This is a genomic window from Sphingomonas cavernae (assembly GCF_003590775.1).
Taxonomy (GTDB): Bacteria; Pseudomonadota; Alphaproteobacteria; order Sphingomonadales; family Sphingomonadaceae; genus Sphingobium_A; species Sphingobium_A cavernae.
Genome location: NZ_QYUM01000002.1, coordinates 662,415 through 684,599 on the forward strand (window position 1 = coordinate 662,415; position 22,185 = coordinate 684,599).

Annotated in this window: 22 protein-coding genes, 1 other RNA gene and 1 pseudogene; 11 read left to right on the forward strand and 13 right to left on the reverse strand. The window is 64.1% G+C overall.

Translation table 11 applies throughout. The features are described from left to right. Window positions 1-87: 87 nt before the first annotated feature. Window positions 88-2,424 carry a polyribonucleotide nucleotidyltransferase gene (pnp, locus tag D3876_RS03405; protein ID WP_119759679.1) on the forward strand — a complete coding sequence of 779 codons (2,337 nt, stop codon included), beginning with the start codon at window positions 88-90 and terminating at the stop codon, window positions 2,422-2,424. A gap of 124 nt (window positions 2,425-2,548) precedes the next feature. Here pnp and D3876_RS03410 read toward each other — a convergent pair whose 3' ends face one another. The 5 genes from D3876_RS03410 to mscL all read right to left on the reverse strand — a co-directional run bounded on the left by D3876_RS03410 (window position 2,549) and on the right by mscL (window position 5,322). Beyond that, on the reverse strand, window positions 2,549-3,244 hold the full coding sequence (locus tag D3876_RS03410; protein ID WP_182911851.1) for an AraC family transcriptional regulator: 696 nt from the start codon (window positions 3,242-3,244) through the stop codon (window positions 2,549-2,551). 112 nt (window positions 3,245-3,356) lie between these two features. After that, a complete protein-coding gene (locus D3876_RS03415) occupies window positions 3,357-3,779 on the reverse strand; it encodes a nuclear transport factor 2 family protein (RefSeq protein WP_119759681.1) in 423 nt (140 codons plus the stop codon). A 280-nt stretch (window positions 3,780-4,059) separates the two neighbouring features. Beyond that, entirely contained in the window at window positions 4,060-4,353 is a 294-nt protein-coding gene (locus D3876_RS03420) for a hypothetical protein (protein WP_119759682.1), read from the reverse strand. A gap of 202 nt (window positions 4,354-4,555) precedes the next feature. Next, window positions 4,556-4,900: a transfer-messenger RNA gene (gene ssrA / locus D3876_RS03425) on the reverse strand. A gap of 5 nt (window positions 4,901-4,905) precedes the next feature. Then, window positions 4,906-5,322, reverse strand: coding sequence for a large conductance mechanosensitive channel protein MscL (gene mscL / locus D3876_RS03430; RefSeq protein WP_119759683.1), 417 nt, complete (start codon window positions 5,320-5,322; stop codon window positions 4,906-4,908). A 107-nt stretch (window positions 5,323-5,429) separates the two neighbouring features. Between mscL and D3876_RS03435 the strand changes: the two genes are divergently transcribed. The 6 genes and pseudogenes from D3876_RS03435 (at window position 5,430) to D3876_RS03460 (ending at window position 10,084) form a co-directional block, all read left to right on the forward strand. Then, on the forward strand, window positions 5,430-6,011 hold the full coding sequence (locus D3876_RS03435) for a LemA family protein (protein ID WP_119759684.1): 582 nt from the start codon (window positions 5,430-5,432) through the stop codon (window positions 6,009-6,011). A 46-nt stretch (window positions 6,012-6,057) separates the two neighbouring features. Beyond that, a complete protein-coding gene (locus D3876_RS03440; protein ID WP_238475222.1) occupies window positions 6,058-6,582 on the forward strand; it encodes a TPM domain-containing protein in 525 nt (174 codons plus the stop codon). After that, window positions 6,579-7,363 (forward strand): annotated as a pseudogene (locus tag D3876_RS03445) (TPM domain-containing protein). Before D3876_RS03440 ends, D3876_RS03445 begins: the two are co-directional and overlap by 4 nt. Beyond that, window positions 7,363-8,046 carry a TPM domain-containing protein gene (locus D3876_RS03450; RefSeq protein WP_119759685.1) on the forward strand — a complete coding sequence of 228 codons (684 nt, stop codon included), beginning with the start codon at window positions 7,363-7,365 and terminating at the stop codon, window positions 8,044-8,046. Before D3876_RS03445 ends, D3876_RS03450 begins: the two are co-directional and overlap by 1 nt. 28 nt (window positions 8,047-8,074) lie before the next feature. Continuing rightward, window positions 8,075-8,590: an NUDIX hydrolase gene (locus D3876_RS03455; protein WP_119759686.1), complete on the forward strand. Its 516-nt coding sequence runs from the start codon at window positions 8,075-8,077 to the stop codon at window positions 8,588-8,590. A gap of 321 nt (window positions 8,591-8,911) precedes the next feature. Then, a complete protein-coding gene (locus D3876_RS03460) occupies window positions 8,912-10,084 on the forward strand; it encodes an FAS1-like dehydratase domain-containing protein (protein ID WP_119759687.1) in 1,173 nt (390 codons plus the stop codon). 224 nt (window positions 10,085-10,308) lie between these two features. Here the strand turns inward: D3876_RS03460 and D3876_RS03465 are convergent, their stop codons facing one another. The 3 genes from D3876_RS03465 to D3876_RS03475 are packed head-to-tail and all read right to left on the reverse strand — an operon-like array spanning window position 10,309 to window position 13,968. Next, window positions 10,309-11,688 carry an L-serine ammonia-lyase gene (locus D3876_RS03465; RefSeq protein WP_119759688.1) on the reverse strand — a complete coding sequence of 460 codons (1,380 nt, stop codon included), beginning with the start codon at window positions 11,686-11,688 and terminating at the stop codon, window positions 10,309-10,311. 28 nt (window positions 11,689-11,716) lie between these two features. Then, the gene (locus D3876_RS03470; RefSeq protein ID WP_119759689.1) at window positions 11,717-12,040 is read right to left on the reverse strand and encodes a YnfA family protein; all 324 of its coding nucleotides are present in this window, start codon (window positions 12,038-12,040) and stop codon (window positions 11,717-11,719) included. Continuing rightward, window positions 12,037-13,968 (reverse strand): S9 family peptidase, encoded by a 1,932-nt coding sequence (locus D3876_RS03475; RefSeq protein ID WP_119759690.1) that lies wholly within the window; start codon window positions 13,966-13,968, stop codon window positions 12,037-12,039. The genes D3876_RS03470 and D3876_RS03475 overlap by 4 nt, the downstream gene beginning before the upstream one ends. Before the next feature lie 65 nt (window positions 13,969-14,033). Between D3876_RS03475 and pabB the strand changes: the two genes are divergently transcribed. From pabB to msrA, 4 genes are all read left to right on the forward strand, one after another. Further along, window positions 14,034-15,818 (forward strand): aminodeoxychorismate synthase component I, encoded by a 1,785-nt coding sequence (gene pabB, locus D3876_RS03480; RefSeq protein ID WP_182911852.1) that lies wholly within the window; start codon window positions 14,034-14,036, stop codon window positions 15,816-15,818. Window positions 15,819-15,900: 82 nt separating this feature from the next. Beyond that, window positions 15,901-17,103 carry a pyridoxal phosphate-dependent aminotransferase gene (locus tag D3876_RS03485; protein ID WP_119759691.1) on the forward strand — a complete coding sequence of 401 codons (1,203 nt, stop codon included), beginning with the start codon at window positions 15,901-15,903 and terminating at the stop codon, window positions 17,101-17,103. Between the two features lie 201 nt (window positions 17,104-17,304). Further along, window positions 17,305-17,445 carry a hypothetical protein gene (locus tag D3876_RS20360; RefSeq protein ID WP_182911853.1) on the forward strand — a complete coding sequence of 47 codons (141 nt, stop codon included), beginning with the start codon at window positions 17,305-17,307 and terminating at the stop codon, window positions 17,443-17,445. Between the two features lie 74 nt (window positions 17,446-17,519). Further along, window positions 17,520-18,197, forward strand: a complete 678-nt coding sequence (gene msrA / locus D3876_RS03490; RefSeq protein WP_420801934.1) for a peptide-methionine (S)-S-oxide reductase MsrA — start codon at window positions 17,520-17,522, stop codon at window positions 18,195-18,197. A 200-nt stretch (window positions 18,198-18,397) separates the two neighbouring features. On the opposite strand, the gene D3876_RS03495 is transcribed toward msrA, so the two are convergent. The 5 genes from D3876_RS03495 to D3876_RS03515 form a co-directional block, all read right to left on the reverse strand. Further along, entirely contained in the window at window positions 18,398-19,255 is an 858-nt protein-coding gene (locus D3876_RS03495) for a sigma-70 family RNA polymerase sigma factor (RefSeq protein ID WP_119759692.1), read from the reverse strand. After that, window positions 19,255-19,713 (reverse strand): carboxymuconolactone decarboxylase family protein, encoded by a 459-nt coding sequence (locus tag D3876_RS03500; RefSeq protein ID WP_119760979.1) that lies wholly within the window; start codon window positions 19,711-19,713, stop codon window positions 19,255-19,257. The genes D3876_RS03495 and D3876_RS03500 overlap by 1 nt, the downstream gene beginning before the upstream one ends. A gap of 97 nt (window positions 19,714-19,810) precedes the next feature. Further along, window positions 19,811-20,473, reverse strand: a complete 663-nt coding sequence (gene pdeM / locus D3876_RS03505; protein ID WP_119759693.1) for a ligase-associated DNA damage response endonuclease PdeM — start codon at window positions 20,471-20,473, stop codon at window positions 19,811-19,813. A gap of 260 nt (window positions 20,474-20,733) precedes the next feature. After that, on the reverse strand, window positions 20,734-21,213 hold the full coding sequence (locus tag D3876_RS03510) for an MgtC/SapB family protein (protein ID WP_119759694.1): 480 nt from the start codon (window positions 21,211-21,213) through the stop codon (window positions 20,734-20,736). Continuing rightward, a complete protein-coding gene (locus D3876_RS03515) occupies window positions 21,213-22,178 on the reverse strand; it encodes a retroviral-like aspartic protease family protein (protein WP_182911854.1) in 966 nt (321 codons plus the stop codon). Before D3876_RS03515 ends, D3876_RS03510 begins: the two co-directional genes overlap by 1 nt. Window positions 22,179-22,185: the final 7 nt, after the last annotated feature.

The window sequence follows — 22,185 nt, forward strand, 5'->3', positions numbered from 1 at the left end:
GGGCACGGAAAGCCCCGCACCGCACGGGCCGGCTTAGCCCGCACACAGGCCCCCGTCGCATAGGGCGACGGGAGTGAAGGAAAACAAATGTTCAACACGAAGACAGTCGAAATCGAGTGGGGCGGACAAACCCTCAAGCTCGAAACGGGCCGCGTTGCCCGCCAGGCCGATGGCGCGGTGCTCGCGACGTTGGGTGAAACCGTCGTGCTCTGCGCCGTCACGGCCGCACGCAGTGTGAAGGAAGGGCAGGATTTCTTCCCGCTCACCGTCCACTATCAGGAAAAATATTCGTCCGCCGGGCGCATCCCGGGCGGTTTCTTCAAGCGCGAGCGCGGCGCGACCGAGAAGGAGACGCTCGTCTCCCGCCTCATCGATCGTCCGATCCGCCCGCTGTTTCCCGAGGGGTTCTACAACGAGATCAACGTCATCGCTCAGGTTCTGAGCTATGACGGCGAGAACGAGCCCGACATCCTCGCGATGGTCGCGGCCTCGGCGGCGCTGACGCTTTCGGGCGTGCCCTTCATGGGCCCAATCGCCGCCGCGCGCGTCGGCTATGTCGACGGCGAGTACATCCTGAACCCGACCGATGAGCAGGTTGCCGCGGGCGACCTCGACCTCGTCGTTGCAGGCACGCACGACGCGGTGATGATGGTCGAATCGGAAGCCAAGGAGCTTTCCGAGGACGTCATGCTCGGCGCGGTCATGTTCGCGCATCGCGGCATCCAGTCGGTGATCGGCGCGATCATCAAGCTCGCCGAGCAGGCCGCCAAGGAGCCCTGGCCGATGGCCGCGCAAGCCGACCTCTCGGCCGCGAAGACCAAGCTCAAGAAGTTGATCGGCAAGGACATCGAGGCAGCCTACAAGCTGACCGACAAGTCCGCACGCTCGAGCGCACTGAACGACGCGCGCGCCAAGGCGAAGGAAGCGTTCTCCGACGCGACCCCGCAGGATCAGATGGCCGCATCGAAGCTCGTCAAGAAGCTCGAGGCCGAGATCGTCCGCACCGCGATCCTCAAGAACGGCCAGCGCATCGACGGCCGTACGACCACGCAGATCCGCCCGATCGACGCGATGGTGGGCTTCCTGCCCCGCACGCACGGTTCGGCGCTGTTCACGCGCGGCGAGACGCAGTCGATCTGCACGACCACGCTGGGCACCAAGGACGCCGAGCAGATGATCGACGGCCTGAACGGCCTGCGCTACGAGCATTTCATGCTGCACTATAACTTCCCGCCCTATTCGGTCGGCGAAGTCGGCCGCTTCGGCGCGCCGGGCCGTCGCGAAGTCGGCCATGGCAAGCTGGCATGGCGTGCGCTGCACCCCGTGCTGCCCACCAAGGACGAGTTCCCCTACACGATCCGCGTGCTTTCGGACATCACCGAGTCCAACGGCTCGTCGTCGATGGCGACGGTCTGCGGCGGCTCGCTGTCGATGATGGACGCGGGCGTGCCGCTGAAGCGCCCCGTCTCGGGCATTGCCATGGGCCTGATCCTCGAAGGCAAGGATTTCGCGGTGATCAGCGACATCCTCGGCGACGAGGATCACCTTGGCGACATGGACTTCAAGGTTGCGGGCACGTCCGAAGGCATCACCACGATGCAGATGGACATCAAGATCGCCGGCATCACCGAAGAGATCATGAAGCAGGCGCTGAAGCAGGCCGCAGAAGGCCGTGCGCATATTCTCGGCGAAATGGCCAAGGCGCTCGACCACACGCGTGAAGAGCTGTCGGCACACGCACCGCGCATCGAGACGCTGCAGATCGACAAGTCGAAGATCCGCGAAGTCATCGGCACGGGCGGCAAGGTGATCCGCGAGATCGTCGCGGAGACCGGCGCCAAGGTCGACATCGACGACGAGGGCCTGATCAAGATCAGCTCTTCGGACCTCAGCCAGATCGAGGCCGCCAAGAAGTGGATCCTCGGCATCGTCGAGGAAGCCGAAGTCGGCAAGATCTACAACGGCAAGGTCGTGAACCTCGTCGATTTCGGCGCCTTCGTGAACTTCATGGGCGGCAAGGACGGCCTCGTCCACGTCTCGGAGATCAAGAACGAGCGCGTCGAGAAGGTCGCCGACGTCCTGAGCGAAGGCCAGGAAGTCAAGGTCAAGGTCCTCGAAATCGATCCGCGCGGCAAGGTTCGCCTGTCGATGCGCGTCGTCGACCAGGAAACCGGCGAGGAACTCGAAGACACGCGCCCGCCCCGCGAGGAGCGTCCCCGTGGCGACCGCGGTGATCGCGGTCCCCGTCGTGACGGCGAAGGCCGTGGCGATCGGGGTCCCCGCCGTGACGGTGGCCGGGATCGCGGCCCGCGTCGCGACGGCGGCGGTGACCGCGGTCCGCGCCGCGAGCGCAGCGAAGGCGGCAAGGATGAAGGCCCCGAGCCCGAATTCGCGCCCGCGTTCCTGAAGCGCGACGACGACTGAGGAGGAGGGGCCCAGGCCCCTTCCCTTTCAGATTGATCCTAACGAAAAGCCCCGCGAGCGATCGCGGGGCTTTTTGTGTTTTACGGGCCGAATTTGAGCCTGAATTTCCGTCGCGCGAAACCGGCTATTCGCTCCCCCGATCGTCGAGCCCCGCGATCGCCGTGCTGGGCGACAGCCCGAACATGCTGCCGAACGCGCGCGACAGATGTGCGGTATCGGCGAAACCGGCATCTATCGCCGCCGTCCGCACCAGCGCGTGCCCGGCCATTTGCAGCGCAGCATGCTGCAGACCCGACCACAGCTTGAACCGGCGAAATGTCAGCCCCGTCGCCGCCTTGAAGCAGCGCAGCGCGCGCGTCCGCTCCATGTCGAGATATCGCGCCAGCTCGTCCTGTGTCATGCGCCGCATGGGATCCGCCTGCGTCGCCCGCACGATGTCCGCGATCTTCACTGGAAGCGGACTGGTCGCGAATGCCAGCCTTGCCCGTAATTCCTCGATCGCGCCTCGATCGCCGCCAACTGACCGGCGCGCCAGTTGTTCGAGGATGCCCTTGAGCGCCACCGCCAGCGGGGCTTCGAAGGGAAAGGTCAGTCCGTTGAGGTAGACGACGTCAGCGCCGTGCTCCGCGAGCGTGACGCTGTGCACGACCCCAGGCCGGACGAGCAATACATCGCCCGTAACGCGCGCCCCGTCATATTCGACGATAATCGGACCCGTCCGCCCCACCAGCACCGCCATGACGACGTTTGGATGCGCCGCGAGGCGCGTGACCCCGATGGGTAGTATCGTGCTGGTGAAAGGCGACACCGGGTCCGGCATGGCCTCTATCATCGGCAACCCGACCGCCTGGCGCAAGTCGGCGGCAACAATTGCGCCACATAGGGCCGGCGGATTGTTCCGCGCCCCATGGTGGCACGCGCCGGGCAACCCGCTAGCGCCGGATCCCGGCCCGGGCGAACGCCGCCTGCGCTTCGGCGCCGTTCATGTAGACATCCTTGCGCGTAACCTCACCACGAGCGTTGACCGTCACGACATCGAGCATCTCAACCCTGGCCGTGAACGGCGCTCCGCCCGGTTCCTCGAGTGCAAGCACCATCGTCCATTCGATTACCCAGTGGTCATCGCAATAGAGTGTGCGGACGACCTCGTGCGTGAAATCGAAGCGCGCGAACATATCGATGCAATGCTGCCGCAGCGCATCACGCCCACGGACCGCATCGGATCCGTCATGAAGATGGAAGACCGTGTCCTCCGAATGGAGCGAAGCGATCAGCTCCGGGTCCCTGGTTTCCCAGCCGACATGATAGCGCGCGAAGAGATCCGGAAGCGGCAGTGCGAGTTCTGCGGTTGTCATGGCTTTCTCCGTTGGGATCAGGAGAAAACTAGCGCTTGTCCGGGTTTTCGCGTTGAATAAACGTGCGCCTGTTGCGATGCTTTTTTATCGCGTCGTCGGGAAAGCCGACCTCAGGGCGCGGGCGATCAAGCGCGCAGAGGAGCCTCACGCCGCGGACAAGGCGCTACGACTGAGGCCTCTGCTGCAACGATATGGAGAGTGGGGCGCCCGGCGGGCGCCCCACTCTCCATATCGGCAGGCCGGAGACGATACGCTGTCCCCGACCCTCGCGACCCGGCGGTTACTGTCCGGTCGAATTGGTGGCGTTGGCGACGGTGGCGTTCGCGGCATTGACTGCGCCGTCTTCAATCGCATCCGCCTTGGCCTCGCCCGCGTCGCGTATGGCATCGGCCGTATTCTCGAGCTGTTCCTCTGCGATATCGTTGGTCGTGTTGTCGGCCATCGCGTCGATCGCATCCGCCTGGTTGTCCGTAACCGCCTCGACATTGTCGGCGACGTTTTCCGCGGGCGTCTGTCCACACGCGGCAAGCGCCACAAACCCGGCAAAGGCGAGCGATTTCACAACAGTCTTCATTACAGTCCCCTGTGCAGGAGCCGCGTTCTTGCGGCGGAACTGCGAAAAGGCACGGGCGCGCGAAGCGTTCCCGAAAATGCGACGAGTTGATGATGATGGCGTGGTGGGGGGAGCGGCGCACAGCCGGACTGCCTGCGCCTCGGCATGTGGGACACGCTGATGAGGGTCGGGGGGTTCTGTTGCCCGGCCCCCCGGGGCCGCTGGAGTCCGATTCTGTTGCCCGGTTCGGCCCGAACCGCGTTCTTTTAGAATAATCTCAGGGCGTTAGCCCCTCAATTACGCTGCGAGAGCGAGTGCTTCGTTATCGTTGGCACTTGTGGTTTTGAACGGTTTAACGGCTCATTCAGGCCGGGCAAAAACATCGTCTTTCAATACACGTCGATCCTAGTTCGGCCCCGTCAAAAGCCCCTGTCGCCAAGGGTTTATGGTGGAGCCGCCGGGTACCGCCCCCGGGTCCGCTGCATCTATTGCACGACACAATTTATCGCCATAGCCGGACGAATCCGGCACCGGCCAATATAGGGGCTCCGTCGTGAATGAAAAGTGGACGGACTATTTCTTCAACGCGTCGCGGATTTCGGTGAGCAGCTCAATCTCGGTGGGACCGGCGGGCGCTTCAGCGGGCTTGTTGATCCGGTTGGCGATCTTGACGAGCAGGAAGATCGCAAAAGCTATGATCACGAAGTTGATGACTTCGGTGACGAACTGGCCATAACCGAGCAGCGGCACGCCTGCGGCCTTCAATGCGGCATAATCGGCCAACGAGCCTTTATAGTCCGCAGGCACATCGCCGAGGATGACGAACAGCGACGAGAAATCGACCTTGCCGAAGATCGCGCCGATCGCGGGCATCACCAGGTCCCCGGTCAGCGACGTGACGATCTTGCCGAACGCCGCGCCGATGATGACTGCGACCGCGAGATCGAGCACATTGCCGCGTGCGATGAATTCCCTGAATTCCTTCAGCATGACCTTCCCCTTGTTGAGCTACCGTTCCGGCCCCATTTTGCGCTTAGGCTTCGACAAACGGGCAAAGGGTTTTTATCATGAATGTCCATTCTTCAAAGGGGATTGCCATGAAGCTGCGTTTCTTCCTGGGGCTTGCCCTCGCCGCGACGCTGGCGGGCTGCGGCATCAACAGCGTTCCGACCGCCGAGGAGAATGCCAAGGCGAAATGGGCGAACGTCCAGGCGGACTATCAGCGCCGCGCCGACCTCGTCCCCAACCTGGTCGAGACGGTGAAGGGGTATGCCGCGCAGGAAAAGGACGTGCTGACGCAGGTGACCGAGGCGCGCGCCAAGGCGACGTCAGTGCAGGTGACCGCCGAGGACCTGAACGATCCCGCCAAGGTGGCGCAGTTCCAGCAGGCGCAAACCGCGCTGTCGGGCTCGCTGGGGCGGCTGCTCGCGACGGTCGAGGCCTATCCCGATCTGAAGTCCAACGAGAATTTCCTCGCGCTGCAATCGCAGCTCGAGGGCACCGAGAACCGCATCAACGTCTCCATCAAGGACTACAACACCGCGGTGCAGGGCTACAACACGACGATCCGCACCTTCCCCGACCTGATCGGCGCCAAGATCATCCACGGCGCCAAGCCGATGGTGCCCTATCAGGCGCAGCCGGGTTCGGAGCAGGCGCCCAAGGTGAATTTCGGCTGAGGCGGTCGCCGCGACATTGGGGATCGCGATGGGCAGGCGGTTGATCTTGCTCCTGCTGGGACCGTTGCTGTTGGCCGCCTGCGAGAGCGAGCCGGTCGACGCAGCGGAACCGGCCATTCCGCTGACCGGGCGCATCGTGGACCGCGCCGATTTGTTGCCGGCGGCCCGGGAGCGGGCACTGAATGCGCGGCTTGCGCAACTCGAACGCGAGCGCGGCCCACAATTCGTCGTGGTAACCGTGACAAGCCTCGACGGTCGCTCGATCAACGACTTCACGCTCGATCTCGGGCGCGCCTGGGGCATCGGCTCGCGGGAACGCGATGACGGCGTCATTCTGCTTGTTGCGCCCAACGAGCGTAAGGTCCGCATCGAGGTCGGCTATGGACTCGAAAAGACTCTCAAGGATGAGATCTGCGCGGAGATCATTCGCGAGGACATTCTCCCGGCTTTTCGAAAGGGAGACATGCCCGGCGGCATAGAAGACGGCGCAAATGCCATAATCCAGCTACTGGAAGCGAAACGCATCGTCGGCCTTGGATTGCTGGCGGACCAGCCTAGGATGGCCGCATGACGCTCTATCGCTATCTAATCGCCCTGCTGCTGCTGATCGCGGCGCCCGCCTGGGCACAGAGCTTTCCCCCGCTCACCGGGCGCGTGGTCGATCAGGCGAATCTGCTCGACCCCGCGCAGGAAGCGGATATCACGGCGAAAGCCGAGGCGCTGGAAAAGGCGAGCGGGCGGCAGTTCGTGGTAGCCACCGTCAACAGCCTGGAGGGCCGCGACATCCAGGATTATGGCTATCAGCTCGGCCGTCACTGGGGCATCGGCACCAAGGACAGGAATGACGGCGTGCTGCTGCTTGTGGCGCCCAATGAGCGCAAGGTGCGCATCGAGGTGGGGTACGGGCTGGAACCCTATCTGACCGACGCGCTGTCGAGCGTGATCATCAACCGCGCGATCCTGCCGAAATTTCGCGATGGCGACATGGCGGCGGGAATCGTCGCGGGTGCCGACGCGATCGTCCAGCAGGCGAGCCTGCCCCGGAGGAAGCCGCCAAGCGGCAACAGGAACTGCTCGCTGCGGAGAAGAAGGACAAGGGCGGCATCCCCATTACGCTGATCTTCTGGATCATCGTCATCATGTTCATCATCCTTCCGATGTTCTTCAGGCGCGGGCGCGGCCGGAAATACCGGCGCGGCCACGGGCCGATCGTGATCTGGGGACCGACCTCGGGCGGCTGGGGCGACAGCTCGGGCGGCAGCTCATGGGGTGGTGGCGGATCATGGGGCGGCGGCGGCTTTTCGGGCGGCGGCGGGTCGTTCGGCGGCGGCGGCGCATCGGGGGATTGGTGATGGCAAAGGTCAACCGGCTGAGCGAGTCCGACCATGCGCTGGTGAGCGCAGCGGTGTCGAAGGCAGAGCGCGGCACCGACGGAGAGATCGTGACGATCGTCACCGATGTCTCTGATTCCTATCACGATTCGGCGCTGCACTGGGCCGTCGGCATCATGTTCCTCGCGCTAGCGCTGTTTGCGGTGTTTCCCGAAAAAGTGATCGCGCTGCTCACCTGGCTTTCCAGTGGCTGGGAACATGAGTTCAGCTTGCGCGAGATATTGCCCGTCATCTTTGTGCTGCTCGCGGTCAAGTTTTTCGCGGCGCGGTGGATACTTACCTGGACGCCGCTCCGCCTCGCGCTCACCCCGCGCGCGACCAAGGCGCGCCGCGTCCGCCGCCGCGCGATCCAGTATTTCAAGGTCGGCGCCGAAAGCCGGACGATGAAGAAGACGGGTGTGCTCATCTACCTCTCGATGCGCGAGCACATGGCCGAGATCGTGGCGGACGAGGCGGTGCACCGCGCGGTCGCGCCCGAGGCTTGGGGCGACGCGATGGTCGCGCTGATCGATCATGTCCGCGAAGGCCGCCCTGGCGAGGGCATGGCCGCCGCCGTGGGGCGGGTGGGCGTGATCCTCGCCGAGCATTTCCCCAAGGATCACGAGGATCCGAACGAACTTCCCGACAGGCTCATCGAGCTGTAACGAACCGCGCTTACCAACCGGAGCAAGAATGTCCGACCCCGTAGAAATCATGTGGCATGGCCGCTTCATCGTGGCCAAGCAGGAGGGCAAGTGGGAATATGTCTCGCGCGCCCGCAACATCAACGCGGCGGTGATCGTCGCGATCGACGACGGCCATGTCCTGCTGGTCGAGCAATACCGCCATCCCTTGAAAGCGCATTGCCTCGAACTTCCCGCGGGGCTGGTCGGCGATGACGAGGAGGGCGAGGCGGTGGAAATTGCAGCCGCGCGCGAACTCGAGGAAGAAACCGGCTATCACGCCGAGAAGATCGAGCTAATCGGCCGCTTCGCCTCGTCGCCCGGCATGATCTCGGAAACCTTCGACCTGGTGCGCGCCACGGGACTGACGCGCGTCGGCGAAGGCGGCGGCGTCGAGGACGAGCATATCACGGTGCACCGCGTGCCCGTGGACGAAGTGCCGCATTTCGTCGCGGCGAAGCGCAATCAGGGCTTTGCGATCGACGCGAAGATGCTGCTGCTGTTGGCGGGGGACATTCTGCGCTAGAGTCTGTCCTGAAGAGATTGAACCGTCATGCTGAACTTGTTTCAGCATCCATTGATGCCGGTGGCCCCGCGGAGGCCCAGACATGGACCCTGAAACAAGTTCAGGGTGACGGCACTGCTTCAATCTGAACAGGACATACTCTAGACCGCCTCCCGTCGGTCACAGGCGGCGCCTGTCCATATCCGTCAAGCAATCCCCGGGCAGCAGGGCTAGCGTGCCTGGCTGACGGTTGCCTCGAAATGCACGCCAGCTTCCATGAAACTGGCATTTTCGGATTGATAGACGGGGCAGCCGAAACAGGATTTCGACAGGAGACGATGTGTGACGACGCCGACACTAGATTGCTCTGATATCGACCAATATCTGGGCAAGCCAATGCAACCCGCCCGCATGGTGGATCCGTTTGCCAACAATGATATCCGGCGCTGGGTGCAGGCGATGCACTATCCCAACCGGCTGCACTATGACGCGATGTACGCGATGCAGAGCCGCTTCGGGCAACTGATCGCGCCGCAGAGCTTTCCCGTGACGATGGACGACGGGCACGGATCGGCGCCGTCGTGCATCGGCCTGATTCCCAATTCGCACATGCTGTTCGGCGGCGACGAATGGTGGTTCTACGGCCCGCGCATCGTGGCGGGCGACCGTGTGTGGAATGAGCGGATCCCGTTCGACTATACGGTCAAGGAGACCAAGTTCGGCGGGCCGACCTGTTTCCAGCGCGGCGACAATTTCTACTATAACCAGCATGGCGATCTGATCGCCAAGCAGCGCTCGACCTCGATCCGCTATGCCCAAGCCGCCGGCCAATCGAACACGCCGACCGACAATCAGGACGATCCCGTCTGGAGCGACGACGAGCTGGAGGCGCTGGAAGTGCGCAAGTATGGTTGGATCAGGATGCTCCACGAGCTCGGCCACAGTGCTCGTTACTGGGACGATGTTACTGCGGGTGAGGCGCTGCTCGAGCGTGTGTTCGGCCCGCATTCGATCGTCAGCTTCACCACCGAGTGGCGCTCCTACACCTTCACCCAGTGGGGCTCGATGCACCGCCGTACCGATCTGAACATGGCCGAACTGGGCTTCACCGGGCCGATGGCGGGGCCGGAGCAGGACCCGACCGAGGAGGCGAACAATCCCGAGAACACCGACGGCGCCTATATCGGCCCGTCGCGCGGCCATCTCTTCCCGCGCTGGGCGCGCTTTATCGGCATGCCGCGCGGCTATGGCTATGGCGCGTCAATGGGCGCGTGGATCACCGACTATTTCTCGGGTTGGGCCGGCGAATGGGGCATGGTGCGCCATTCGGCCTGCAATTATCGCAGCCCGGCGCTGACGGGCGATATCACCATCACCACCGGCAGCATCCTCGACAAGTTCGTCGACGAGGACGGCCGGCATATCGTGCAGGTCGAATGCAAGATGGCAAACCAACTGGGCGCCGTGCTGGCGACGGCCAAGGCTGAAATCGAACTCCCGAAAAAGCCCGCCTAGAGCATCGTGGGTTTAATAGGGTTCAGTGCTCCTGCGAAAGCAGGAGCCCATTTTTCCGGGCGTACAGTCGTTTCCGGCATAGGCTCCGGGTCAAGCCCGGAGCACGGACATGGATCTGGTATAACGCACGATGGTCTAGATCATTGGAATAAAGCCTGAATCAGCCTCTCAACGGCTCTGCCTGATTTTTCGACGCCGGAAAGCAGGCAGGGCCGCCGAGCCGTTCAACACTCCACAACATTGACCGCGAGGCCGCCGAGCGCGGTTTCCTTGTAGCGTTCGGACATGTCGAGCCCGGTCTTGCGCATCGTCTCGATCACCTGATCGAGGCTGACGCGGTGCGTGCCGTCGCCGAGCATGGCGAGGCGCGCTGCCTCGATCGCCTTGATCGACCCCACCGCATTGCGCTCGATGCACGGCACCTGGACAAGCCCGCCCACGGGATCGCAGGTCAGCCCCAGATTATGCTCCATGCCGATCTCGGCGGCGTTCTCGATCTGCGCGGGGGTTGCGCCCAGCGCCGCCGCGAGCCCCGCCGCGGCCATCGAGCAGGCGACGCCGACCTCGCCCTGACAGCCGACCTCAGCGCCCGAGATCGAGGCGTTTTCCTTGAACAGCGAACCGACCGCGGCGGCGGTCAGCAGGAAATCCTCAGCGCCGTTGCTGCACGCCTTAGGCGCGAAGCGCTCATAATAGCGCAGCACCGCGGGAATGATCCCCGCGGCGCCATTGGTCGGCGCGGTCACCACCTTGCCGCCCCCGGCATTCTCTTCATTGACCGCGAGCGCCCAGAGGTTGACCCAGTCGATCACGGTCAGCGGATCGGCGAGCGCGCGCTCCTGCCGCTCGATCAGCGTCCGGTAGATCGTCGGCGCGCGGCGCTTCACCTTCAGACCGCCGGGCAAAATCCCGCCCGAGGCGATGCCGCGATCGATGCACGCCGACATCGCGTCGCGGATCGCCGTGAGCCTGGCCGATATCTCCTCGGACGACAGCGCGGTTTCCTCATTCTCGCGCATCAATTGCGCGAAGCTCTTGCCCGTGCGTCCGGCAATCGCGAGCAGTTCGTCGCCTGAGCGGAAATTATGGGGCACGTCCCAGCCGCCCTCGGCGGGCGCGTTCTTGTTCGTCTGGTCCTCGTCGAGGATCGCGCCGCCGCCGATCGAATAATAGGTCCGCTGCGCGAGCGGCGCGCCATCTTCGGCAAAGGCGGTGAAGGTCATCGCGTTGGAGTGGTAGGCGAGGCGTTCGCGCTGGAGCAGCCGTAGGTCGCGATCCTCGATAAAGGCGATCTCGTGACTACCGCCGAGCATCAGCCGTCCGCTCTCGCGAATCTTCGCCACAAGCGCATCGGCGGCGTCGGGATCGATTTCGGCGGGGCGCTGGCCCGTCAGCCCGATCAGCACTGCGCGATCGCTGGCATGGCCCTTGCCCGTGAGCGCAAGCGAGCCGAACAGCGCGGCGTCGACGCGCACGACACGCGTCAGCAGGTCGGCGCGCGCGATGCGCTCGACGAAATCGGCGGCGGCGCTCATCGGGCCCATGGTGTGCGAACTCGAAGGCCCGACCCCGATCTTGAAGAGGTCGAATGTGCTGGCGACCATTGCTTCAGCTTACTCCATTTACGCCGTTTCAGGCAGGGCGCGGGCCATAGATGATAAGTGCCGCACCCGCGAGGCAGATTACTGCACCTAGCACATCCCAGCGATCGGGCCGCACGCCTTCGACGACCCAAAGCCAGCCGAGCGATGCGCAAATATAGACCGCGCCATAAGCGGCGTAGGCCCTGCCCGCATGCTCTGCCTCGGCAAGCGTCAGCAGCCATGCGAACAGCGCAAGCGCCGCCATGCCGGGCAGCAGCCACCACGCCGACCGATCGAGCCGGAGCCACGCCCAGAAGGAGAAGCAGCCCGCAATCTCGGCCAGTGCGGCGGCGATATAGACGAGTGCGGTCAGTCGGTCGCTCCCTTAGCCCCGGCGAGCAGTGTCTGCTGCCAGAACATCAGGCCGCTCCAGAACTGGTAATCGGCATTTTCCTTCTTTGCGAAACCATGCCCCTCATTCTGGCCGAGAAGATGCCATGCTGTGCCGCCCTTGGCGCGCACCGCCTTGACGATCTGGTCCGCCTCCGACGCGGGCACGCGCGGATCGTTCCCGCCCGTAACCACCATCAGCGGGATGTTGAGTTCACCCACGCGCGTCAGCGGCGATATCTCCATCAGCTTGGCGCGCTGCTTCGCATCACGTTCATCGCCATATTCGACGCGCCGCAGATCGCGGCGATAGCTCTGCGTGTTCTCCAGAAAGGTCACGAAGTTTGAAATCGCGACGACGCAGTTGGCGCCCTTCAATTGCGCGCCGTAACGTATCGCCGAGGCATAGCACATATAGCCGCCATAGGAGCCGCCGGTGACCGCGATCCGCGCAGGATCGATCGTTGCATCCTTTTCGAGCACGCCCAGATAGGCGGCGACGTCCTTGACCGAATCCTCACGCTTGAACGGCCCGTTGTCGAGGCTGACGAAGCGCTTGCCGAAGCCCGTCGAGCCGCGGACATTGGGGTAAAAGATCGCAACGCCCAGTTCGTTCAGGAGATAGTTGCTGCGGCCCTGAAAACCGGGACGCGACTGCCCCTCGGGCCCGCCATGGATGTTCACGATCAGCGGGCGCTTGCCCGGAAATTTCTTCGCGTCGGGCCGATAGAGGAAACCCGACACAGATTCTCCGTCGAAGCTCTTCACCTCGACGAATTCGGGCTCGACATTGGCATTGGGATCGAGGCCGCCCGTCTCGCTCTGCGTCCAGCGCGTGACCGCCAGCGTCCGCGGATCGACCGAATAAGCGTCGGCCGGGCTTTTCGCGGAGGAAAGGGTCAGGCCGATCGTGCCCCAGCGCGCGACCTCGATCCCGCCGATAACGCCCAGCGGCAGCGCATCGACACCCCGCACCGCGCCCGTCTTCGGATCGAGCAGCTTCAGGCGGCTCGCGCCCGCCTCATTGGTGACATAGGCGATGAAGCTGCCGTCATCGGCGATGTCGAAGCTGTCGACATCCCATTTTGGATCCTTGCTGACCACGGTGAACTTGCCGCTCTTCAGGTCGATCGTGCCCAGCCGCTGGAAATCGGAGCCCTCGTCCGAAGTCACCCACAGCGTTCCGTCCGGCGCGAATTCGGCGCCGCCATAGGCGACCGCCTTCTTGTGGTCACCGATCGGCGTCATCTTGCCCGTCGCGAGATCGAGCAGGTGCAGGTTGGACTTGGTCACCGAGACATATTCGAAGACCACCGCGCGCTTGCCGTCAGGCGCGAAATCCGAGACCTGCCAGCCGCCGCCCTTGACCTGTGCGACCAGCCGGTTGGTCGCAGGATTGCGCGGATCGACGACATAGAGATCGCTGTCGGTGCCGTTACGCCGCGTCGAGCTATAGCCGACCCATGCTCCATCCTTGCTCCACGCGCCGAATTCGTTGCGGCTCTTGCCGTCGGTGATGAGGGTGAGCTTGCCGTCCTTCAGCGTATGGAGCTGGAAGAATTCGTCGCCGCCCTTGTCCTTGCGGACGACAAGCACGTCGCCCCTGGGCGACCAGCGACCGCCCACGGGTTCCGCCTCGAAGCTGATCTGGGTGCGCGCCGCCGCCGGCGCTTTCACGACATGGAGCTGCGCGGTGTTGGCGAAGCGCGTCGTGATCAGCATCGATTTGTCGAGCGGGTTCCAGCCCGAAAAGCCCGCGGTGCGAAATTCCATATAGGGGCGCGTTTCCGCAACGATCGCATCGGGGATGGCGGGAACGCCGTCGGCGACCAGCGCGGCGGGCTTTTCGGCATCGGCATATGCGGGGGAAAGCGGCAGCAGCGCGGCGCCGGCAAGCAACAGAAAACGCATCAAATCCTCCGTAATATTATTTCTTGTGTTTACGGAGGGCAGTCATTCGAGGCAACAGCATCGACATGGCGTTCGATACGACCAGGCCCTTCGTCCTGCTGGACGACGCACGCACGACAGGCGCGGCACCCGCACGCCTCTACAGCGCGCCCGTCGACACCATTACGGCGCAGGGCGCGGGCAGCGTCCGCGCCGCGCTGGAAAAGATCGAGGCAGCGCAAGCGCATGGGCTGCATGCGGTGGGTTTTCTCTCCTACGAGCTCGGCCACGCGCTCGAACCGCGACTGCGCGCGCTTCAACATCCGGGCGGCGAATTGCCCCTGCTATGGTTTGGCCTGTTCGAACGATTTGAAACCATTGCGCCCGCGACCGTGCCCACGCTGCTGCCCGATCCAGCCGGGGCATGGACGTCGGAACCACGGCCGCTGATCACGCGCGGAGCCTATGAGGTGGCGATTGCGCGCGTGCAGAACCTTATCGCCGCGGGTGACATCTATCAGGCAAACCTGACCTTCCAGGCAGAAGTCAGGACGCTGGGCCACCCGCTGGCGGTCTATGCGAAGCTCCGTCAGCGCGCGCAGGCGGGTTACGGCGGCGTGGTCTTCACCGGGCATGACTGGCTGCTCTCGCTGTCACCCGAGCTGTTCTTCGCGCTGCAGGCGGGCCGGCTGACGACGCGCCCGATGAAAGGCACCGCAACGCGCGGGAAGACGCAGGCAGGTGACGCGGCCGCGATCCGGCAGTTGCGCGAAGATCCCAAGCAGCGCGCCGAGAACCTCATGATCGTCGATCTGCTCAGGAACGACCTGTCGCGCGTGGCGGTCGCGGGGTCGGTGCAGGTGCCCGACCTGTTCAAGGTCGAAACCTATCCCACGGTCCACCAGATGACCTCTACCGTCACCGCCGATCTCGTGCCGGGCAAGAGCGCGATCGACGTGCTGCGCACCATCTTTCCCTGCGGCTCGATCACGGGCGCCCCCAAGATCCGCGCGATGGAGGTGATTGCCGAGGTCGAGGCGGGCCCGCGCCACGTCTATACGGGCGCCATTGGCCGGCTTGATCCCGGCGGCAATGCTGCGTTCAATGTCGCAATCCGCACGCTCCATCTAAAAGAGAAAGGGGGGCGTGCCGTAATGGGGTTGGGGTCCGCGGTTGTGGCGGACTCGCGCAGCGACGACGAATGGGACGAGTGTCTGGCGAAGGGAGCGTTTGTGAAGGGGGCGGAGAGCGGGTTCGACCTTGTCGAGACCATGGGGTTTGACCCGTCGGATGGCGTGCTGCATCTCGAGCGCCATCTCGGGCGGATGCGCGCCAGCGCCGATGTCTTCGGCTTCAGCTATGATCACCACGCCGCACGTAACGAGCTGCAGGCCGCGACCTTCCGCTTGCGCGCGCCGGCGCGCGTCCGGCTGATGCTGAGCCGTAGCGGCGCGCTCGCAGTCGAAATTCGCGCAATGCCGCGCGCGCCCGAGGGCCCTGCCAGCGTCGCGATTGCCCCCCTGCCCGTCAATCCATCGGACTTCCGCCTGCGCCACAAGACCAGCGACCGCGCCTTCTTTGAACAGGCGCGCCGCGGCATGGGCAGCTTCGAGGTCATTTTTCGGGACCCCGCGGGCTTCCTGACCGAGGGGAGCTTCACCAGCCTGTTCGTCGAACGCCGCGGCAAGCTGCTCACCCCGCCGCTCTCGCGCGGCCTGCTGCCCGGCGTCCTGCGCGCCGCGCTGATCGAAGAAGGCCGCGCGGTGGAGGCCGATCTGACCCCCGCCGACCTTGGCGGCGGGTTCTTTATCGGCAATGCGGTGCGCGGCCTGTTGCCCGCCCGGCTGACAAGCCCTGCTGCGAACGGCTGAATAGAAATTCTTGGGGCCGCGCCCGTTGCGGTGCAGCACGGGGGGGACTAAGGACGCGGGCGTCCATCAGGGAGCCCTCAAAATGTCTCAGCCTTCCGCCGCGCTCGGCCGCATCCAGCCCTCAGCAACACTGGCGATGACCAGCCGCGTGCTCGAGCTGAAGCGCGCGGGCGTCGACGTCATCGGCTTGAGCGCGGGCGAACCCGATTTCGATACCCCCGATTTCGTCAAGGACGCCGCAATCGAGGCGATCAAGGCGGGTCAGACCAAATACACCAATGTCGACGGCACCGCCGAGCTCAAGGAAGCGATTGCCGCCAAGTTCAGGCGCGACAATGGCCTGAGCTACGCGGCGAACCAGATCAGCGCCAATGTCGGCGGCAAGCACACGCTGTTCAACGCGCTTGTCGCCAGCGTCGATCCGGGCGACGAGGTCATCATCCCCGCGCCCTATTGGGTGAGCTATCCCGACATCGTCAATTTCGCGGGCGGCACGCCGGTCTTCATCAAGGCGACCGCCGAGGCGAACTACAAGATCACCCCTGCGCAGCTCGATGCCGCGATCGGGCCCAGGACCAAGTGGCTGATCCTCAATTCGCCTTCCAACCCCTCGGGCGCCGCCTATACTCGCAGCGAGCTGGAAGCGATTGCAGAGGTGCTGCGCCGCCATCCGCACGTCCTGGTGATGGCCGACGACATGTATGAGCACATCGTCTATGACGATTTCGAGTTCACCACGATCGCACAGGTCGCGCCCGACCTTTACGAGCGCACGCTGACCGTCAACGGCTGTTCGAAGGCCTATGCCATGACGGGCTGGCGGATCGGTTTTGCGGGCGGTCCTGCCTGGCTGATCAAGGCGATGGCCAAGCTCCAGTCGCAATCGACCTCCAACCCCTGCTCGATCGCGCAGGCGGCGGCAACGGCGGCGCTGAATGGCGACCAGAGCTTCCTTCAGGAACGCAACATCGCGTTCAAGGGACGCCGCGACCTCGTCATCTCGATGCTCAACCAGATCAACGGCGTGCATTGTCCGCGCCCCGAAGGCGCGTTCTACGTCTACCCCGATGTGTCTGGATTGATCGGCAAGAAGACTCCTGCCGGGTTGTTGATCGAAAACGATGCGGCGTTAATCGATTATTTCCTTGATCATGCGCGGGTTGCGGCCGTACACGGCGCTGCCTTCGGGCTCGAACCCGCCTTCCGCGTCAGCTATGCGACCTCGGAAGCCGTGCTCACCGAAGCATGTTCGCGCATTCAGGAAGCCTGTGCGGCGTTGAGCTGAGAGGACCGCGCCGCGTGTTCAATATATTGAGCACTTCCCGGCCGAAAAACCGGTTCCCACTTTTTCGGGAAGTGCTCTAGCCGGCAAACCTTTCTGAAAGCCTGTGATCCCGTTCACTGCGGCGTCAGGTCCGCGGTGGCATCCAGGTGCGGTAACGATTCGTAACTATTCGGCGATACAGGACGCCCAGGGAAGAAGATGATGATCACCATGCTCAAGTCCGAACTGTTCCAGCGTTTCGCCGGCGGATTCGTCGTGGGCGCGATCGCTATCGTTGCGGTCCAGCCCGCCGATGCCTGGCCCTTCCTTGAAGCGATCAAGGCGGCGGCGGGTATCGCCTGATTTTTTCGGGCGGCGCGTAACCATATCGCGCGCTGATCCGTATCTGCGCTATCGTCGGCAGCAAGGACGTAGCGATGCACTTGTCAAAGGCAGCCCTTCCCCTTTCAGCATTGACGCTGGCGCTTGCCAGCTTTGCCTGGCCGCGGGTGATGATCGCCCCCGCCAGCGCCGAGCGCGCGGTAGCGATCCCGCGCGCGGCCATGGACGTTACGGACACGAAGGGCGCGCAGACCGCGATTCTCGCGGGCGGCTGCTTCTGGGGCGTCGAAGCGGTGTTCGAGCAGGTGAAGGGCGTGAAGAGCGTCACCTCGGGCTATGCTGGCGGCACCTCGCAAACCGCCAATTACCGCGCGGTGAGCAGCGAGCGGACCGGCCATGCCGAGGCGGTCAGGATCGTCTTCGATCCCGCTAAGGTTAGCTACGCCACGCTGTTGCGCGTTTTTTTCTCGGTGGCGCACGATCCGACCCAGCTCAACCGCCAAGGACCTGATCGCGGCCCCAGTTACCGCTCGGCAATCTTTCCCATCGGCGCCGATCAGGCGCGTGTGGCCCGCGCCTATATCGCGCAGCTCGGCGCTGTTCGCGCCTTTCCCAAGCCGATCGTAACGAAAATCGAGAGCGGCAGCTTCTACCGGGCTGAGGCCTATCATCAGGACTTCATGGCGCGAAACCCCAACCACCCGTATATCGTGCGCTGGGACAAGCCCAAGCTCGCGGCCTTTCGAGCAGGCTACCCCTCGCTGGCTCGTTAGACCTCGTCGTCATTCCGGGACCTAGGCGAACCCGGAAAACCGTAGGTTTTCTGCTGGTTCGACTTGGAACCCGGAATCCATGAACACCGCGACTGTGCCGTTTGACGCGGTGTTCATGGATTCCAGACAGCTCGATTTTCTATCCAAATCACAGATTTGGAGAAAATCGGCTTCTGGAATGACGACAACTGTCCAACACTCTAGTGCAGGTGCTTGAGCTTGTCGGGATTGCGCATGACGTAGATGGCGGTGACCTTGCCGTCCTCGATCTCGAGCGCGGTAGTCTGAAGCTCGCCGTCGCCTTCCAGCGTTACGAAGCCGGGCAGACCGTTGATAAGGCCGGTGCGGACGAGCTGCGAACCGTGTTTGGCGAATAATATCGCCAGCGCCTTGTGCAGCTTCATTACGTTGTTGAAGCCCAGTATCGGCTCTGGCGCGGCCGGGCGTTTGCCGCCGCCGTCCGAATGGATGCTGACATCCGCCGCCAGCATCGCGCCGAACGCGGTCATGTCGCCGCTGCGCGAGGCGGCAAAGAAGGCCGTGGCGAGTTCGAGCCCGCGTTCCTTCTCGACATGGAAGCGTGGCCGCGCCTCACGGACATGCGTGCGTGCGCGCGCCGCCAGTTGCCGGCAGGCAGCGGGATCGCGCTGGATCGTGCGGGCGACTTCCTCATAGTCGAGGCCGAACACATCGTGGAGCAGGAAGGCGGCGCGCTCCAGCGGTGAAAGGCGTTCCAACGCGAGCATCAGCGGCAGGGTGACGTCTTCGTCCTCTTCCCCGCCGACGATCGGGTCGGGAAGCCATTCGCCGATATAGGTCTCGCGCTGGTGTCGCGCCGACTTGAGCTGATCAAGGCAGAGCCGCGTCACGGTACGACGCAGAAAGGCTTCGGGTACCCGCACCTCGGCGCGGTCGGCCTTCATCCAGCGGATGAAGGCCTCCTGCACCACATCTTCGGCGTCGGCGACCGAGCCGAGCATGCGATAGGCGACGCGGGTCAGCCTGGGACGCAGCGGGTCGAAACTCGCCGCTGCGTCCTCCGAAGCCGCGTCGGGCATCAGGCGGCCGCCTTGGCTATAGCGGGCTCCAGCCACAGACCGAAACCGACCGCGAGGCGGTTCCAGCCGTTGATGACGTTGATCATCAGCGTGAGCTTCACCTGTTCCTCCTCGGAAAACTCGGTCTTGAGCGCGTCATAGGCGGCCTCATGGGTGTGGCCTTCCGAGAGCCGCGTCAATGCCTCGGTCCAGCCGAGCGCGGCGCGCTCACGCGTCGTGTAGCACGGCGCCTCGCGCCAGGCCGAGAGCATGTAGATGCGCTGTTCGGTCTCGCCCTTCGCGCGCGCCTCGACGGTGTGCATGTTGATGCAGTTGGCGCAGGCGTTGATCTGCGAAGCGCGGATCTTCACGAGTTCGATGAGGCTCGGCTCGAGGCTGGCGGCCACGGCGACCGAGGTACCCAGCCAGCTCTTCATGAGCGCGGGGGCAGCGGCAAAGGGGTCGAGCTTGGCAGTCATGTTCGGATTCCTTTCGTTGGTTCCGATGACATGACGAGACAGGTCCGGCGCATGTGACATAGACGCGAAAAAATTTGACAGAATGTCCGCCGACCCGTCAGGCGGCGAGCGGGAAGCGCAGCAGCCTGTCCTCGAGCGGCACCAGCGCTTCGGCCTGGCCGCCGACCGCGCGCAGTATCTCGGGATGCGACGCGTCGAGCCCGCCGGTGAGCGCACCGAAGGCGGGGAGGATCAGCTTGGCGCCCGTCGCGACGAAGCAGCGCCGCGCGACGCTGCGCCCGCGCACGCGAACGCGCAGCTTGGGGTGGAAGTGCCCCGACAGCTCGGGGCGCGGGTCGGACGGATCGGCCTCATGGCGCAGCACCAATCCGTCGACCACGGCTTCGTCTACGACCTCGCCGCCAAGCTCGGAATCGAGCGCGGGATCGTGATTGCCCGTCACCCACACCCAGCGCGTCGTCCCCGTCAACCGGCGCAGCGCCGCGCGAGCATCCTCAGCCAGCCGCGCGCCGCCATCGGCATCGTGAAAGCTGTCGCCCAGGCACCAGATCTCGCGCGCGCCGGTTGCCGATACCAGCACCGAGAGCTCGGCAAGCGTCGCGAGCGAATCATAGGGCGGCAGCATCTGCCCGCGCGCCGCGAACCAGCTCGCCTTTTCGAAATGCAGATCGGCGACGAGCAGCGCCCGGCGCTGGGGCCAGAACAGCGCGCCCTGTGGCAACGCGGCCAGCTCATGCCCTGCGAACGAAAAGGGAACCATGCGCCTCCCTAGAGCATCGCGCGAAAAATCAGCACCGCTCATCCTGAGGAGGGGCTGAGCTTGGCGAAGTCCCATCTCGAAGGATCATCTCAGTGCGTCCTTCGAGACGCCGTTTCGACTTCGCCATCGGCGAAGTTTATCCTGAGCGACGCCGCAGGCGGCGTCGAAGGGCTCAACGGCTCCTCAGGATGAGCGGCATAGTGTGACGCACATTTCACGCTCAATGCTCTAGCGCGTGGGTCGGGGGCGGCACAAGCACCTCAATGCGATGATTTGTCGTTGCCCTGCTTGCCCCAGTCGGGTCTCAGCCGGTGAAAGAGCGGTTCCGAAACCAGCAATATGATCGCGAAGCCCGTGCCGATCGCGAGCAGCTTATATTGCCCCAGCCCCGCCACGATCCCGACCGATGCCGCAACCCACAGATTCGCAGCGGTGGTGACATTGTGGACGTCGCCGCGCTTCACGAAGATCAACCCCGCGGCGATGAAACCGATCGCCTGCGCGACACCCTGAATCACGCGCAGCGGATCGGTCCGGTTGTTGGCATCGAGCGCGTGCATCTGGTCGTAAAGCAACAGCGAGCAGATCGTCACCATCGCCGAACTCAGCGCTACGAGCGCATTGGTGCGCACACCGGCATCAATGCCGCGCAGTTCACGGTCGAGCCCGAGCAACGCGCCGACGAGCGTGGCGAGCCCGACGCGCAGCGACAGTTCCTCCCAGCTATCGGCGATCAGCATCAGGAGCCGGACCGCCCTCGTGCGCGCATCGCCAGCATGACTTCATCGTCGCGCCGTCCGCCTTCGGGAAGGAGGAAGCGGATCTTGCGATTGGCGAAATCGACGGAGACGCGGTCGAAGACCCTGAGCGCATTCATCCCCAGCATCAGCGCGGGTTTGCGCGTCAGCTCCAGCTTTTCGAAAGGATGCACTTCGGCAAAGGCGACGGGCAGGTTGGTGAGCGTCATCCCGCCGATCTTGATTTTGGAGACGTACATATATTCGGCGAGCATCGTTTCACCGGTGACGCTGATCAGTTGGACCGTTCTGCGCGGGCCGCTGAGCGATCGCCCCATGAGCTTGCGCTTCAAAGCCATGTTTCCGATCGTGATCTGCGATCCGGTGTCGACGATCGCGCTCACTTCGTGTCCGTTCGCCTCGGCATTGGTCAGGATGAGCTGGCCGAAACGGCTCTTCGCGGTCACCACGATCTCGTCGGGATCGCGGCGCCCCATGGGCATGTCCGAGGGAACGATCGTCATCGTCTGCTGCCTGAAATCGAGCAGCACGCGGTTTTTCTTGAGACTATCGATGCCCAGCATGCCCACCGCGCCCAGATCCGCGCGCGCCAGTGCGGGCGCGCGAACGTCGTGCATCTTCTCGCGGTTCACGCCGAGTGAGGGGATGATCACCGTCGCGACATCGTCTTCGCCAGTCATCGAATGGAGCCGCGCCGTCGGTCCCGCGGCCAGCCCCAGTTCGCCTGCAAGCTCGCGCGAGATCACCGTACGTTCGGCGCCGGTGTCGACGACGAAATGATAGGGACCTCTGTTGCCGATGCTGACGGGTACGGTCATGCGGTCGACGCGGTCGGCACCCATCGCAATGGTCTCGCTCGCCCCGTCCACAGCAGGCGGTGGCGCGGGCGGCGGGCCGGCAGCGCTGGCCATGAACCAGACAGCGCCTGTCACAAGCGGCGAAAACATCGAGTAT

Bases quoted from the DNA above. Each gene is read 5' to 3' on its own strand.
- pnp (WP_119759679.1), top strand. From the start codon at position 88: ATGTTCAACACGAAGACAGTCGAAATCGAGTGGGGCGGACAAACCCTC.
- D3876_RS03410 (WP_182911851.1), bottom strand. From the start codon at position 3,244: ATGCCGGACCCGGTGTCGCCTTTCACCAGCACGATACTACCCATCGGG.
- D3876_RS03415 (WP_119759681.1), bottom strand. From the start codon at position 3,779: ATGACAACCGCAGAACTCGCACTGCCGCTTCCGGATCTCTTCGCGCGC.
- D3876_RS03420 (WP_119759682.1), bottom strand. From the start codon at position 4,353: ATGAAGACTGTTGTGAAATCGCTCGCCTTTGCCGGGTTTGTGGCGCTT.
- mscL (WP_119759683.1), bottom strand. From the start codon at position 5,322: ATGCTGAAGGAATTCAGGGAATTCATCGCACGCGGCAATGTGCTCGAT.
- D3876_RS03435 (WP_119759684.1), top strand. From the start codon at position 5,430: ATGAAGCTGCGTTTCTTCCTGGGGCTTGCCCTCGCCGCGACGCTGGCG.
- D3876_RS03450 (WP_119759685.1), top strand. From the start codon at position 7,363: ATGGCAAAGGTCAACCGGCTGAGCGAGTCCGACCATGCGCTGGTGAGC.
- D3876_RS03455 (WP_119759686.1), top strand. From the start codon at position 8,075: ATGTCCGACCCCGTAGAAATCATGTGGCATGGCCGCTTCATCGTGGCC.
- D3876_RS03465 (WP_119759688.1), bottom strand. From the start codon at position 11,688: ATGGTCGCCAGCACATTCGACCTCTTCAAGATCGGGGTCGGGCCTTCG.
- D3876_RS03475 (WP_119759690.1), bottom strand. From the start codon at position 13,968: ATGCGTTTTCTGTTGCTTGCCGGCGCCGCGCTGCTGCCGCTTTCCCCC.
- pabB (WP_182911852.1), top strand. From the start codon at position 14,034: ATGGCGTTCGATACGACCAGGCCCTTCGTCCTGCTGGACGACGCACGC.
- D3876_RS03485 (WP_119759691.1), top strand. From the start codon at position 15,901: ATGTCTCAGCCTTCCGCCGCGCTCGGCCGCATCCAGCCCTCAGCAACA.
- D3876_RS20360 (WP_182911853.1), top strand. From the start codon at position 17,305: ATGATCACCATGCTCAAGTCCGAACTGTTCCAGCGTTTCGCCGGCGGA.
- msrA (WP_420801934.1), top strand. From the start codon at position 17,520: ATGCACTTGTCAAAGGCAGCCCTTCCCCTTTCAGCATTGACGCTGGCG.
- D3876_RS03495 (WP_119759692.1), bottom strand. From the start codon at position 19,255: ATGCCCGACGCGGCTTCGGAGGACGCAGCGGCGAGTTTCGACCCGCTG.
- D3876_RS03500 (WP_119760979.1), bottom strand. From the start codon at position 19,713: ATGACTGCCAAGCTCGACCCCTTTGCCGCTGCCCCCGCGCTCATGAAG.
- pdeM (WP_119759693.1), bottom strand. From the start codon at position 20,473: ATGGTTCCCTTTTCGTTCGCAGGGCATGAGCTGGCCGCGTTGCCACAG.
- D3876_RS03510 (WP_119759694.1), bottom strand. From the start codon at position 21,213: ATGCTGATCGCCGATAGCTGGGAGGAACTGTCGCTGCGCGTCGGGCTC.
- D3876_RS03515 (WP_182911854.1), bottom strand. From the start codon at position 22,178: ATGTTTTCGCCGCTTGTGACAGGCGCTGTCTGGTTCATGGCCAGCGCT.